Source organism: Brevundimonas sp. UBA5936, from assembly GCA_002430835.1.
GTDB lineage: Bacteria > Pseudomonadota > Alphaproteobacteria > Caulobacterales > Caulobacteraceae > Brevundimonas.
In genome coordinates, this window is record DJDA01000072.1 from 13226 (window position 1) to 27134 (window position 13909).

A 13909-nucleotide genomic window follows, 5' to 3' on the forward strand; every position below is an offset into this window, starting at 1 on the left:
GAAGACGCTCCCGACTTTTCCTTGAACGGAGCGGCTCAGAGAGCGGTTTCTTGGGGCCAAAGGATGGCGAACGGCGATCTAACGACGACGGCCGCGCAGGGGCGCGGCCGTCTGAAAACTGCTCAGCTAACGGCCTAGTTTACGGCCCAGCTAACGGCTCAGCTAGAGGAGGCTCAGCCCCCGAGCGTGACGTTGGCGGCGCGGCCGCCGCGCGTCTGCACCCGGCGCATCAGCACCATGACGCTGTCATCGGCCTTGACCGGGGCGATCAGGAACCAGCTTCCGTCCGGCAGGCCGGAGAAGCGGAAGCCGCCGTCGGCGCAGGGCTCGGCCCGTTCATAGGAGCGATAGTCGGCGCCCTGTTCGCCGGCCGATCGGGCGCGCACGACGGCGGCCGGGACGGCGGCGCGATCGGCGGCGCCGTACAGACGGTCGATGCGGGCGCGGGTGTAGCGGGTGTCGGGGATCAGGCCGACGTTGCCTGCGCACTGGAAGGCGCGACCGTCCTGGACGAAGGCCACGCGGCCCTCGATCGAGGCCTGGCCTGCGCGGGTCGACCAGGCGAAGTCGTCGGCGTTGAAGACGGCGGGGCCGACGGCGCTGCCGCCCATCGGGGTCGTGGCGCAGGCGGAAAGGGCCAGACCGCCGATCACGAGGGCGGCCAGCCCCTTGAGGCGGGCGGGCGAGCGCGAGAAGGTGGTCATGAGGGCGGCTCCCGGTTTCAGTTCAGGCGTCGGCCCGGCATGACCTCGCAGGGCGGGGCGAGTCAAGGTTGCTCGCCGTCGCGCCCTGTTCCAAAAGGGAGCCGTAGACCGGACGAAAGAGGCCGGCCGTAAACAAAATCAGGGACTTCATGACCGTCACCATCGACGACATCCGCGAGGCGCAAAAACGCATCGCCGGTCAGGTCGACCGCACGCCCGTCCGCTACTCCCGCCGTCTGTCGCAGCTGACCGGGGCGGAGGTCTGGATCAAGTTCGACAATCTGCACTTCACCGGCAGCTTCAAGGAGCGCGGCGCCCTGAACCGGCTGCTGCAGCTGACGCCGGACGAGAAGAAGCGCGGCGTCGTCGCCGCCTCGGCGGGCAACCACGCCCAGGCCTTGGCCTATCACGGCGGCCGTCTGGGCGTGCCCGTGACCATCGTCATGCCCGAAGGCACCCCCTTCGTGAAGGTCGACGGCACCCGCGCCCACGGCGCCAATGTCGTCATCCACGGCCTCGACTTCTCCGGCTCGACCGAGGAGGCCAAGCGGCTTCAGGCCGAGCACGGCTATGTCTTCGTCTCGGCCTTCGACGATGAAGGCATCGTCGCGGGGCAGGGGGTCTGCGGCCTGGAGTTTCTGGAGGACGCGCCGGACCTCGACGCCCTCATCATCCCCATCGGCGGCGGCGGCCTGATCGCGGGCAGCGCCATCGCCGCCAAGGCGATGAAGCCGGGCATCAAGATCTTCGGCGTCGAGGCCGCCCGCTATCCGTCCTTCACCGCGCGTCGTCGCGGCGAACCGGCCAAATGCAGCGGACAGACCATCGCCGAGGGCATCGCCATCAAGGCCGTGGGGGAAATCCCCTTCGCCCTGGCCGACAGCCTGATCGACGAGGTCTTCGTCTGTGAAGAGGCGGACTTCGAAAAGGGCGTGGCCCTGCTGGCGACGCTGGAGAAGACGGTGGCCGAGGGCGCCGGGGCCGGCGGTCTGGCCGCCATTCTGGCCAACCCTGAGCGTTTCAAGGGCATGAAGATCGGCGTGGAGCTGACCGGCGGCAATATCGACGCCCGCATGCTGGCCGTGGTGCTGAACCGCGAAATGGTCCGCGAGAAGCGGCTGATCGTCTATCGCATCCTGGGCGACGACCGCCCCGGCATGCTGTCGGCCATGGCCGCCGTGATCGGTGGGCTGGGCGGCAACATCATCGACGTGGTGCACAACCGGCTGGCGCTGGACGTGCCCGCCAAGGGCGCCGAGTTCGACATCATGGTCGAGACCCGCGACGCCCGTCATGCCGAGGAAATCGGCGCCGCCTTGAAGGACCAGGGTTATGAACTTCGCATGGGCTAAGCGCCCCCTCGGCGCCGCCATGGCCGCGACCGCCCTTCTGGCCCTCGCCGCTTGCGGCCGTCCCGCCGGCGCGCCTGAAGACCTGGCCAAGAACGCGGCCGAATCCGCCGCCTTCATGAAGCAGAACGCCTCGGAAGAGGGCGTGCAGGCCTTGCCGTCCGGCATGCAGTACAAGGTCGTGGCCTCCGGTCCCGCAGGCGGCGTCAGCCCCGATCGCAACGACCTGGTCAGGGTCGACTACGAAGGCACGCTGACCGACGGCACGGTGTTCGACAGCTCGTTCAAGCGCGGCGCCCCGGCGGTCTTCTCGCCCGAGGGCGTGGTGCCCGGCTGGACTGAGGCCCTGCAGCTGATGAAGCCCGGCGACGAGTGGATTCTCTTCCTGCCGCCCGAGCTGGGCTACGGCGAGATGGGCGGTCCGCCGATGATCCCCGGCAACGCCGTGCTGGTGTTCCGGCTGAAGCTGCTGGACGTGGCCCCCGTGCCCGGCGGCGGCCGCGGCGTGGGCCAGGCGATGGGCTGATCTTCCTTCTCCCCTTGAGGGAGAAGGTGGGCGCCGGATGCGCTCGGATGAGGGGTGTCAGCGCGAGGTTCGGGGATGAGGGGCGATGTCATGGCCGAATCTTCAGGCCGCCGCGCCATCACCCCTCATCCGTCAGGCTCGGCCTGCCACCTTCTCCCTCAAGGGGAGAAGGACCATTCCTGTTTGACGTCTTCGTCCGTTTCCTGCGCCAGTCGCCCGGCGCGTTCGGCCTCGAACCGTTCTGGCGACAGGCGTGACAGCGCCCACACCGCCGCCCCGCGCACCACGGGCGCCGGATCGTCCAGCAGCCGTTCGACCGCCCCGACCAAGGCCGCCTCGCCTGAGTTCCCGGCCGCATAGAGCGCATTGCGAATGAACCGGTCGCGGCCGATCCGCTTGACCGGGCTCTTGGTGAACAGGGCGCGGAAGGCGGGGTCGTCCAGCGCCAGAAGCTCCGTCAGCGGCGGCGACTTCAGCGCGTCGCGCGCCTGGAGCCGCGCCTCCGAGGCCTCCTGCGCGAACTTGTTCCACGGGCAGGCGGCCAGACAGTCGTCGCAGCCGTAGATGCGGTTGCCGGTCGCCATGCGGAACTCGCGCGGCCAGACGCCCGCGTATTCTATGGTCAGATAGGAGAGGCAGCGCCGGGCGTCGATCTGGAACGGCGCCGGGAAAGCCTGGGTCGGGCAGGCGTCCAGACAGGCGGTGCAGCGGCCGCAATGCTCGACCTCGGCCTCGTCCGCCTCGATCTCGGCGGCGGTCAGTATGGTCCCCAGGAACAGCCAGTTGCCGTGGGTGCGGCTGAGCAGATTGGTGTGCTTGCCCTGCCAGCCCAGGCCCGCCCGCTGAGCCAGCGGCTTCTCCATCAGGGGGGCGGTGTCGACGAAGACCTTGACCTCCTGGCCCAGCCGGGCGGCGATCTGGCCGGCCAGGATCTTCAGCCGCCCCTTGATGACCTCATGATAGTCGTCGCCGCGCGCATAGACGGAGATATAGCCCGCCGAGGCGTCCTCCAGCTCGGGCCGGGGGTCTTCGTCGGGGCCGTAGTTCATGCCCAGGACGATAGCCGTCTTCGCCCCGTCCCACATGGCGGTGGGGTGCGCGCGGCGCTCCAGCGTCGTCTCCATCCAGCCCATGTCGCCGTGACGGCCCGCATCGACGAAATGGGCCAGCTTCTCGCCCGCGCTCCACGGATCGCTGGCCGAGGCGAAACGGCACACGCCGAAGCCCAGTTCGGCGGCGCGCTGTCGGATGAAGATGCGGGGATCGGCCGCCATGAGGGCGCTTTAGCCCTGAGGAGCCTCAGAAGTCGAGATCGGCGTACCAGGGCGCCGGATGCACGCCGGGGAAACGGTCGCCCAGCAGAGGCCGGAAACAGGGGCGCGACTTCAGCTTGGAGTACCACAGCTTCAGCGACGGCCAGGAGGCCCAGGCGATCTCGCCGAAATAGTCCAGCACCGACAGATGGCCCGCCGCGATCAGGTCGGCCTGGCTGAGACGGCGTCCGGCCAGCCACTCGCGTCCCGCCGCCAGCGGCTCCAGCACCGTCAGATGGCTTTTCAGCGCTTCGCGGCCTTCACGCAGCATCCGCGCGTCGGGCGGGCCGAGCCGCAGCAGGGGCTTCTCCATCCGCTCATGCAGCAGGACGGCGTCCACCTCGTCGGAGAAGCGACGGCTGAACCAGGTCGCCAGACGGCGCGCCTCGGCCCGCTCGGCCGGATCGGCGGGCAGCAGGAAGTCGCCCTTGGAGCGGTCTTCCAGCCAGCCCAGGATGGCGTCCAGCTCGCACAGGGTCAGGGGCCGGTTCTTTTCCGTCGTCGTCAGCACCGGCGGCATGCCCGAAGGGTTCATCTCGAACAGGGGGCAGTCGTCCTCCCACGGGCGGACCGCCTCCTCGCCATAGTCGACCTTGGCCTCGCCCAGCGCCAGCCGCGCCGTGCGCGAAGCCGGGTGATAGGCGAAATGATAGAGGACGGCGGGCGTGGACATCGTCCGCCTTCATGCGCCCGCGCGCGTTAAGGCTCCGTTTACCGCGCGCGATTGTCGCAGGGGGTCAGGACCAGGGTCCGGCTTGCGGCGAGGGCGCTTCGGGCGAGGCGGCGTCCGACGTCTCCGGCCGCGTCGTCGCGAAGGCGCCGCCGTGCGGTTCGGCCGCGCCGCGCGGGTCGGCGTGGATCAGGATGTCGGCGTGGGGAAAGACCTTCAGCACCCGCTTCTCGGCGTCCAGGATGATGTCGTGCGCGGCCTTCAGGCTGAGGTCGGGGTCCAGGTCGACGTGCATCTGCACCATCAGGGCCTGGCCCGCCATGCGGGTGCGCAACTGGTGGACGTTGGCGACGCGGGCGTCCTCGGTCACGGCGGCGACGATGGCGGCGCGCTCCTCGTCCGAGGCGGCCCGGTCCAGCAGGTGGCCGGCCGCGTCCTTCAGCAGATTGATCGCGCCCCAGGCCAGCCAGACCGCGACCACCAGGCCCGCCGCCGCGTCCAGCCCCGGCGCCTTGAGAAAGGCGCCCGAGATCACCCCGATCAGCACCACGACGCTGGCGGCCAGGTCGGCGACGTAGTGGGCGCGGTCGCCCGCCACGGCCAGGGAGCCGGTCTTCTTCATCGCCCGCGTCTGCATCCACACCAGGCCCGCCGTGACGGCGATGGACAGGACGACCACGCCGACGGCCCAGCCGCCCGAGGTGACGGGGCGCGGGTCGAAGATGCGCTGCACCGCCTCCCAGCCGATGAAGACGCCGGACGCCAGCACCATGCCCGCCTGCACCAGGGAGGCCAGGCCCTCGGCCTTGCCGTGTCCATAGCGATGGTCGTCGTCGGGCGGGGCGGCGGCCCAGCGCACGGCGAAAAAGGTCGCCAGCGACGCGATCAGGTCCAGCGTCGAATCCGCCAGGCTGGCTAGGATGGAGACCGAGCCGGACGCCCCCAGGGCGAAGGCCTTCATGACGATCAGCAGGACCGCCGTCGCCACCGACAAGGTGGTGATCCGGCGCGTGGTCTCATGGGCGGCGTCGAGGGGGGAGGCGGTCATTTCCCTGCCCTTGTCGCCCAAAACAGCGCCCGCGCCAATGGCGGCGGCGGGGCTGGGACGCTAAGGAGAGGGGACGGGACGCCGCAGGGCGCAGCGCGCCCGACGTAAAGATCGAGACGGAGCATTCATGGCGGACTGGCTGACGGCGATCCTTCTGGGTCTGGTCGAAGGGTTGACCGAGTTCATTCCGGTGTCGTCCACCGGCCACCTGCTGCTTCTGGGGCATTTCCTCGGCTTTGAAAGCACCGGCAAGACGTTCGAGATCGTCATCCAGCTGGGCGCCCTGCTGGCCATCATCAGCGTCTATCTGAAGCGGTTGTGGTTCCTGGCGACGCGCTGGCCCTTCGACCCCGAAGCGCGGCGCTTCCTGATCGGCCTGCTGGTCGCCTTCGCCCCCGCCGTGGTGATCGGCTTCCTGGCCTACGGCTTCATCAAGACGGTGCTGTTCGAGACGCCGCTGGTGATCTGCGTCGCCCTGATCATCGGCGGGGTGCTGCTGCTGTGGCTGGACCGGATGAACAAGGTTCCGGCCTATCTCGATGCGGACCGCTATCCCTTCCGCGTCTATTTCCTGATCGGCCTGTTCCAGTGCCTGGCCATGATCCCCGGCGTGTCGCGCTCGGGCGCCACCATCGCGGGCGGCCTGCTGCTGGGCACGGACAAGCGGTCGGCGGCCGAGTTCAGCTTCTTCCTGGCCCTGCCGACCATGGGGGCGGCGGTCTTCTATGATCTGTTCAAGAACCGCGACGTGCTGGATTTCAGCGACCTGGGTCTGATCGCCATCGGCTTCATCGCCGCCTTCATCTCGGCCCTGGCCGTGGTGCGCTTCCTGCTCGACTTCGTGTCCAAGCGCGGCTTCGGCCCCTTCGCCTGGTGGCGCATCGTGGTCGGCGTCGTCGGCATCATCGGCCTGGGCGTGACGGGCGCGCTCTGACGCCCTCATGCAACGCGCAGCAAAAAACCCCTCGGGACGCCGGTCCCGAGGGGTTTTTTGAGCCGTCGTTGAGATCAGGCGGCGGGGCTTTCGGCGTACTGGCCGCCGTCGCGGTAGCGCCACAGATAGCTCGGCGCGATGGCTTCCAGGCCTGAAGGCTCGACGCCCAGGTCGGCCAGGCCCTTGGCGCCCGGCGCCACGACGTTGTCGCTCTCCAGCAGCACGACCTGATCCTTGGTCAGGGCGGGGGCCAGGCCGATCATGGCCGGGATCTGGGCCAGCGAGCCGATCAGACGCGCGACCGGGAAGGGCAGGGGCAGAAGGATGTTCTTGCGGTTGGTCTCACGCAGGATGAACTTCAGGATGTCCTCGAAGGTCCAGACCGACGGGCCGCCCAGCTCATAGGTCTCGCCCTCGGCTTCGGGGGCGACGGTCGCGCGGGCGATGGCCTCGGCGGCGTCGGCGACGTAGACGGGCTGGAACTTCGTCTGGCCGCCGCCGATCAGCGGCAGGACCGGCGACCAGCTGGCCATGGCGGCGAAGCGGTTCAGGAACTGGTCGCCCGAGCCGAAGACGATCGACGGGCGCACGATCACTGCGCCGGGGAAGGCGGCGCGCACGGCGGCCTCGGCCTCGCCCTTGGTGCGGGCGTAGTCGGCCTTGCCGTTGGCGTCGGCGCCCAGGGCCGAGATGTGGGTCAGACGCTTGGCGCCCGCCGCCCTGGCCGCCTCGGCGACGTTGGTCGCGCCCTCGACGTGCAGGGTCTGGAACTTGCGGCCGCCGGTCTCGAACAGGATGCCGACCAGGTTGATCACTGCGTCGGCGCCGCGCACGGCCTGCGCCACCGCAGCCTTGTCGGTGATGTCGCAGCGGACGACCTGAACCTGGCCGACGTCGCCGGCCATGTGCAGCACGGGCGCGCTCTTGGCGTTGCGCGCGGCGACGCGCACGCGCCAGCCGCAACGGGCCAGGGCGCGCACGACCTGGGTTCCGATGAAGCCCGAGCCTCCGAACACGGTGACCAGACCGGGGGCGAAATCAGCCATCTCAGACGCTCCAACGCCAAGCCCCGGCCGCAGACGCAGCCGGAGGCGAAAATCTCATGGGCGGGGCTTAACCGAAGCGGCCCCGCCCCGCAACGAGAAGGGGCGGGATTCCGCCCGATCCGTCAGCCGCTCAGTCGGCCCCCTCAGTCGGCTCGGTGGACGATCCGCCCGCCCACGACCGTCAGCACGGCCCGGCCCTTGGGGATGTCGGCGGCGGGGACGGTCATCAGGTCGATGTCAAAGGCGGTGAAGTCGCCGCGCTTGCCCACCGCGATGGTGCCCAGTTCGTCCTCGCGGAAGCTGGCGTAGGCGGGCCACAGGGTGAACATCTTCAGCGCCGTCGCCCGATCCACCGCTTCGTTCGGGCGCCAATCCGGCCCTTGGAAGCCGCTCAGATCGCGCCGCGCCACGGCGGCGTAGAACTCGATCAGCGGATCGCCGCGCTCGACCGGCGCATCCGATCCGCCGACCACGATCACCCCGCGATCCACCAGCGTGTGCCAGGCGTAGGCCCCGTCCAGCCGCGCGTCGCCCAGCCGGTCGGCGGCGAAATGCAGGTCGCCGATGGCGTGGCTGGGCTGCATGGAGGCGATGATCGGCAGTTCGTCGAAGTAGTGATAGTCGCTGGGCCGGATGATCTGGGCGTGCTCGATGCGCCAGCGCGGATCGGCCAGCTTCCACTCGGCCTTCGGCACGGAACGCAGCGCCTCTTCATACCAGGCGGCGACGTCGTGGTTGCCCTGGTCGCCGATGGCGTGGGTGGCGATCTGGACGCCGGTGCGCAGCGCCTCCTGATACAGGGGCATGACCTCCTCGCGCGAGGTCCGCATCAGGCCGGTGGTGTCCGGGCGATCCGAATAGGGCTCGAACAGCTTGGCCCCGCGCGAGCCCAGGGCGCCGTCGGCGTAGAATTTGATCGCCCGCGTGATGACCAGGCCGTCGCCCGCGTCGCGCGGGCCGCCCGCCATCAGGGCGCGCGCGTCGCCCATGTCGATGTTGTTGTAGACGCGGGCCGTGGCCTCGCCGTCGCGCGCCATCTGCTCCAGCAGGGGCACGTCCTTCCACGGCGCGCTCATGAAGTGGATGCCGGTCCAGCCGTAGCGGGCGTAGACGTCGAAGCCCGCGCGATAGGCCGCGCGCGTCGCCGCCGCATCGGCCTGGGGCGCCAGGCCCGCGATCAGGTCGCCCGAGGCGTCGACCAGCAGGCCCGTCGGCCGGCCGTCCGGTCCCTTGAGAATGTCCCCGCCCGAGGGCGAGGGCGTCGAGGCGTCGATCCCCGCCGCCTTCATCGCCGCGCTGGACACGGCCACCGCATGGCCGTCGGCGCGGGTCAGCATCACGATCCGGCCCGGCGCGGCGGCGTCCAGATCGGCGGCGGTCAGGAAGCGCTTCTCGGGCCAATGGGTCTCGATCCAGCCGCGGCCGACGATGACGCCCTCGGGATGGGCCTCGGCCCAGGCGCTGAGCCTCTGCATGGCCTCGACGACGGAGGCGGAGCCTTCCAGGTTCAGCGTCGTCTCGCGCCAGCCGATGCCGTCCAGATGGGCGTGGCCGTCGGTGAAGCCGGGGAACAGCGCCGCCCCCTTCAGGTCCACCACCTCCAGCCCCTCGGGCGAGGGCGCGCCGTTCGCCGCGCCGACATAGGCGATGCGCCCGTCGCGCACGATCACCACCTCGGCGGTCGGCCGGGCTTCGTCGCCGGTATGGATCGGCCCGCCCCGGATCAGCAGGTTCTGGGCGTAGGCCGCAGGCGCGGCCGCCAGCATCAGGGCGGCGGCCAGGGAGAGGGTCTTCAGGGTTCGGATCATCAGCGCCTCCAGTCGCGGCGCAGGGGAGCCGCAGCCGGGCTTGGCGTCAAGCGATCCTGCGCGCATCATCGTCGCATGAAGCTGTTCACCATCGGCTATGAAGGCGCGACGCAGGCCCAGGTCATCGACCGGCTGAAGGCGGCGGGGGTCGAACTGGTCGCCGACGTGCGGGCGGTCGCCTCGTCGCGCATCGCGGGCTTTTCCAAGACCGTGCTGGGCGAAAGCCTGAAGGCCGAGGGGCTCGATTATCTGCAACTGCGCGCCCTGGGCACGCCCAAGGCCGGGCGCGACGCGGCGCGCAAGGGCGACGCCGCGACCATGCGCGCCGTCTTCAGCGCCCATATGCAGGAGCCGGACGCCGAGGCCGCCTTCCAGCAGCTGCGCCATGCGGCGGGCGAACGGCGCGTCGCCCTGCTGTGCTTCGAGGCCGACGCCTGCGGCTGCCACCGCTCCATCCTCGCAGACCGGCTGGCGCGCGAGGACGGAGCGGAGGTGACGAACCTCTAGGCGGCCTTACGGCCGCCCCACCACCTGATCGACCGAGTTGCTGGTGACCGGGTGATACAGCGGCCGGGCCTTGGCGTAGATGCGCGTGGCGATGGGGCGGCCCCAGTCGCCTTCGGCCCACAGGGTTTGGAACAGCGGCAGGACGAATTTGCGCCGTCCCTGGCTGGTCAGGAAGCGGTCGGCCGTGGCCACGGCGGGCTCGTAGCGGTTGGCCAGGGCGGCCTGCAGCCAGGCGAAGACCAGTTCGGCGTTGCCTTCGCGGTCCAGCTTCAGCGTGCTTTCCAGATCGGCCAACTGGGCCGGGGTCAGCCAGTCGGCGCCCGCCGCCAGCCCCTCGGGTCGCCACGACAGGAAGCGCAGGCGCTGCTGGGTGTTCCAGTCCTTCCACGGCACGGCCGAGGCCGGACCCTTGGCGACGTAGAAGGCGCGCGCGGCCGCATCGACCGGCTCGAAGGCGTGCGACACCGGCGCCTGGACGTTGGACGGCAGACCCGGTTCATAGACCCAGGCGTTCAGCTGCAGCCTCTGCTCCAGGCCCGCGTCGCCCTTAATCAGGTGCGCGCGGATGTCTTCCAGGAAACGCTCTGACGTCATCGGCCGCCAGGCGTTGCGCTCGAAATAGCCGCGCAACCAGGCGTCGAACGCCTCGCGCCCGGCGATCTGTTCGATGGTCCGCAGGAAGGCGGCGCCCTTGTCATAGGCGATGGTGTTCATGCCGTCGTCGGGATCGCGCCCGGTCAGCTCCAGGTGCAGACGGGTGTCGGCCGGGGCCAGCGCCTTCAGCTCGTCCTGCAGCCCGCCCCAGGCCAGAACCTGCTCCTGCACGGCGGCGTCGCGGCCGTAGACGGCCTCCATGATCCGGTTCTCGAAATAGGAGGTGAACCCCTCGTTCAGCCAGAAGTCGTCCCAGGTGGCGTTGGTCACCAGGTTGCCCGACCAGCTATGCGCCAGTTCGTGCGCCACCAGCGAGACCAGCGAGCGGTCCCCGGCGATGATGGTCGGGGTGGCGAAGGTCAGCATGGGGTTCTCCATGCCGCCGAAGGGGAAGCTGGGCGGCAGGACCAGCAGGTCGTAGCGGCCCCAGCGATAGGGGCCGTACAGGGCTTCGGCCGCGTCCACCATCTCGGCGGTCGGCTGAAGCTCGTGCGCCGAGGCCTGAAGCTGGCTCGGCTCGGCCCAGACGCCGGTGCGCTCGTCGAACGGGGCGAAGGCCAGGTCGCCGACGCCGATGGCGATCAGATAGGGCGGGATCGGGTTGTCCAGCTTGAAGCGCCAGGCCTTGGTCCCGGCGCCGGCCGCCTCGCCCTTCGGCGTCAGCTGCTCGGCCGACATGACGACGGTCAGATCGGCCGGGGCGGTGATGCGGGCGGTGTAGGACTGGCGGACGCCCGGGCTGTCCTGGGTCGGAATCCAGGTGCGGGTCAGGATCGCCTGGCCCTGGCTGAACAGATAGGGCTTCTGGCCGCCCGCCGTCTGCTGCGGGCTGAGCCACTGCAGGGCCGAGGCGTCGGGGCGGGTGGAATAGTCGATGACGATCTTCTGCGTTTCGCCGCCCTGGAAGGCCGGGATGCGCACGGTCAGGGGCTGGCCCTTGATCGGATCAGACGCGCCCAGGCTCCATTGCAGGGCGCGGCCCTGGGCGTCGGTCACGCCCTTGATGTCCAGCATCTTGGCGTCCAGCACCACCTCGGGCGCGCCGGGACGGCCGGTCACGTCCAGCGTGGCCTTGCCCGCCAAGGTCTTGGCGGCGAAGTCGGCGGCCAGGTCCAGGTCGACGTGCGTCACCCGCGCCTCGGCCGGGCGGGCGTAGGAGTGGGCGTCGTTGACGTAGTCGGTCGCGGGGGCCGGCGCCGGCGCGGCGGGGACCAGGGGAGTCATGGGGGTGATCTCTCCGGTCGTGGCGCAGGCGCCCAGGGACGTGGCGAGGGCGGCGGCGAGGGCAAGGGCGGAAACCCGCCCGACCAGCTTCAGGGTCATCGAACGCTCCGTATTCAGATGCGCCCGAAAAGGCCCCCTCGCGCCTGAAAGATCAAGCCTTAGCTGCGGGCGGCGGCAGGTGTTGCGCCTTGAACAGCCGCCCCTTCTCGGCCGCCAGCACCAGCGCCAACGCCGCGACGCCCAGCAGGACGAAGCCCACGGTCATCGGCACGGTCGAACCGTCGAACTGCTGGCCGATGGCGAAGCCCAGCAGGGCGCCGCCGATCGAGGAGATGAAGCCCTGGGCCGAGGAGGCCGTACCCGCGATATGGCCCATCGGCTCCATGGCCATGGCGCCGAAATTGCCGGCGATGAAGCCGAAGCAGAACATCTTGCAGGCCTGCAGCGCGGCGAACATCCACAGGCTGTCATGCCCCGCATAGGCGATCACGGCGTGCAGGGCGCTGAAGCCGATGAAGCCGATCAGGGCCGTGTGCGCGATCAGGCGCGAGCCCAGCTTCTCGACCAGGCGGGCGTTCAGGATCGAGGCCACGGCGATGCCCGCCGCCACCAGGGCGAAGACGACCGGGAACAGGCCCGGCGCCTTGAACACGTCGAAGAAGATCTGTTGCGAAGAGTTGATGAAGCCGAACAGCGCGCCGCTGATGACCGTCATGGCCAGGGTGTAGCCCATGCCCTGACGGCTGGTCAGGGCGAAGCGGAAGGCGCCGGCGATGCGACCGAGATTGATCGGCATCCGGTCCTCGGCGTGCAGGGTCTCGGGCAGGCGCAGCCCCGCCCAGATCATGAAGGCGCCGCCCGCCAGGGCGAAGACGCCGAAGATCCACGGCCAGGGCGCGACCAGCATGATCATCTGTCCCACGGCGGGGGCCAGGATGGGCACGCCCAGGAAGACCAGGAAGCTCAGCGACATGACCCGCGCCATGGTCCGCCCGGCATAGCGGTCGCGCACGATGGAGACGGCCAGCACCCGCGTCGCCGCGGCCCCGATCCCCATGCCGACCCGCGACAGGATCAGCATGTCGAAGGTGTGGGCGAAGGCGGCCAGCACGCTGAAGGCGACATAGATCCCGATGCCCGCGAACAGCGCCGGACGGCGACCGTATCGATCCGACAACGGGCCGTAGAGCAGCTGCGCCACGCCGAAGCCCAGCAGATAGGCGGTGATCACCCACTGGCGGCTGTTCTCATTGGTCACGCCCAGGTCTTCGCCGATGTGGGGCAGGGCCGGCAGCATGGCGTCGATCGCCAGGGCGTTCAGCGCCATCATCACGGCGATCAGGCAGACGAATTCGGCGAAGCCCGGCCCCTTGGCGGGAAGCGACGGCTTGGCCTCGATCTCGGCGGGCGGGGTCGGGGCTCGGGTCATGCAGAGCAGATGCAGCCTGCGACAGGCTGACGCAACCCTGCAAAGGTGAAGTTTTTCGCGCTGCAACAATAAGTCAGGCGATGAGCGGGACCGGAACCGGCGCCTAGTCCTTCACCTGAATCCGCGCCGTCACCGACATGCCGGGCGACAGACGCTCGACGCCTTCCTGCCCCGGATCGACGGCGATGCGAACGGGGATGCGCTGGGCCACCTTGGTGAAGTTGCCGGTGGCGTTGTCGGGGCGGATGACGCTGAACTCCGAGCCGGTGGCGGGCGAGATGCGCTCGACCTTGCCGGTCAGGACGCGGCCGCCCAGGGCGTCGACGGTGATCTTGACCGGCTGGCCGACGCGCACGTCGCGCATCTGGTTCTCCTTCATATTGGCCGTGACCCAGACCACGTCGGGGACCAGGGCCGTCATCTGCGTGCCGACCGCCACCTGCTGGCCCTGACGCATGGAGATCTCGCCCAGCCGGCCGTCGCGCGGCGCCTCGATGCGGGTGTTGTCCAGGTCGATCTGGGCCAGGCGCACCTGGGCGCGGGCGTTCTCGACGGCGGCCTCCAGCGAGCCGCGGCTGACCACGGCCGAGGTCACGCCGGTCTGGGCCACATCCTCGGCGGCGCGGGTTTCGGCCAGTTGAGCCTCGGCGGCGCGCAGGGCGTTCTGGGCCACGTCGACCTGGGCCTGGGCGACCCA

At 70.0% G+C, this 13909-nt stretch carries 13 protein-coding genes; 4 read left to right on the forward strand and 9 right to left on the reverse strand.

Annotated features, from left to right (window positions below):
• Nucleotides 1-173: 173 nt before the first annotated feature.
• Nucleotides 174-704 carry a hypothetical protein gene (locus B2Y21_RS06945; RefSeq protein ID WP_292058281.1) on the reverse strand — a complete coding sequence of 177 codons (531 nt, stop codon included), beginning with the start codon at nt 702-704 and terminating at the stop codon, nt 174-176.
• A 149-nt stretch (nt 705-853) separates the two neighbouring features.
• Between B2Y21_RS06945 and B2Y21_RS06950 the strand changes: the two genes are divergently transcribed.
• Both B2Y21_RS06950 and B2Y21_RS06955 read left to right on the forward strand, forming a co-directional pair.
• Nucleotides 854-2056, forward strand: a complete 1203-nt coding sequence (locus B2Y21_RS06950; RefSeq protein WP_292058283.1) for a threonine ammonia-lyase — start codon at nt 854-856, stop codon at nt 2054-2056.
• Nucleotides 2037-2579 carry an FKBP-type peptidyl-prolyl cis-trans isomerase gene (locus tag B2Y21_RS06955; RefSeq protein ID WP_409410803.1) on the forward strand — a complete coding sequence of 181 codons (543 nt, stop codon included), beginning with the start codon at nt 2037-2039 and terminating at the stop codon, nt 2577-2579. The genes B2Y21_RS06950 and B2Y21_RS06955 overlap by 20 nt, the downstream gene beginning before the upstream one ends.
• Before the next feature lie 158 nt (nt 2580-2737).
• Here B2Y21_RS06955 and queG read toward each other — a convergent pair whose 3' ends face one another.
• From queG to B2Y21_RS06970, 3 genes are all read right to left on the reverse strand, one after another.
• Nucleotides 2738-3853 (reverse strand): tRNA epoxyqueuosine(34) reductase QueG, encoded by a 1116-nt coding sequence (queG, locus tag B2Y21_RS06960; RefSeq protein WP_292058289.1) that lies wholly within the window; start codon nt 3851-3853, stop codon nt 2738-2740.
• 25 nt (nt 3854-3878) lie between these two features.
• On the reverse strand, nt 3879-4565 hold the full coding sequence (locus tag B2Y21_RS06965; protein WP_292058292.1) for a glutathione S-transferase family protein: 687 nt from the start codon (nt 4563-4565) through the stop codon (nt 3879-3881).
• A 64-nt stretch (nt 4566-4629) separates the two neighbouring features.
• Nucleotides 4630-5610, reverse strand: a complete 981-nt coding sequence (locus B2Y21_RS06970; protein WP_292058296.1) for a cation diffusion facilitator family transporter — start codon at nt 5608-5610, stop codon at nt 4630-4632.
• Between the two features lie 127 nt (nt 5611-5737).
• Here B2Y21_RS06970 and B2Y21_RS06975 point away from each other — a divergent pair, with 127 nt between their 5' ends.
• On the forward strand, nt 5738-6544 hold the full coding sequence (locus B2Y21_RS06975; RefSeq protein WP_292058299.1) for an undecaprenyl-diphosphate phosphatase: 807 nt from the start codon (nt 5738-5740) through the stop codon (nt 6542-6544).
• 74 nt (nt 6545-6618) lie between these two features.
• Here the strand turns inward: B2Y21_RS06975 and B2Y21_RS06980 are convergent, their stop codons facing one another.
• Both B2Y21_RS06980 and B2Y21_RS06985 read right to left on the reverse strand, forming a co-directional pair.
• The gene (locus B2Y21_RS06980; RefSeq protein ID WP_292058302.1) at nt 6619-7590 is read right to left on the reverse strand and encodes a complex I NDUFA9 subunit family protein; all 972 of its coding nucleotides are present in this window, start codon (nt 7588-7590) and stop codon (nt 6619-6621) included.
• Between the two features lie 143 nt (nt 7591-7733).
• Nucleotides 7734-9398: an amidohydrolase gene (locus B2Y21_RS06985; protein ID WP_292058304.1), complete on the reverse strand. Its 1665-nt coding sequence runs from the start codon at nt 9396-9398 to the stop codon at nt 7734-7736.
• Nucleotides 9399-9473: 75 nt separating this feature from the next.
• Here B2Y21_RS06985 and B2Y21_RS06990 point away from each other — a divergent pair, with 75 nt between their 5' ends.
• Nucleotides 9474-9905, forward strand: a complete 432-nt coding sequence (locus B2Y21_RS06990) for a DUF488 family protein (RefSeq protein ID WP_046654462.1) — start codon at nt 9474-9476, stop codon at nt 9903-9905.
• A 6-nt stretch (nt 9906-9911) separates the two neighbouring features.
• On the opposite strand, the gene B2Y21_RS06995 is transcribed toward B2Y21_RS06990, so the two are convergent.
• The 3 genes from B2Y21_RS06995 to B2Y21_RS07005 all read right to left on the reverse strand — a co-directional run.
• Complete coding sequence (locus tag B2Y21_RS06995) at nt 9912-11882, reverse strand: M1 family metallopeptidase (RefSeq protein WP_292058309.1); 1971 nt, start codon at nt 11880-11882, stop codon at nt 9912-9914.
• A gap of 52 nt (nt 11883-11934) precedes the next feature.
• Nucleotides 11935-13212: a multidrug effflux MFS transporter gene (locus tag B2Y21_RS07000; RefSeq protein WP_292058314.1), complete on the reverse strand. Its 1278-nt coding sequence runs from the start codon at nt 13210-13212 to the stop codon at nt 11935-11937.
• Between the two features lie 103 nt (nt 13213-13315).
• Nucleotides 13316-13909 (reverse strand): HlyD family secretion protein (locus tag B2Y21_RS07005; RefSeq protein ID WP_292058317.1); only part of this gene is annotated, 594 nt, incomplete at its 5' end.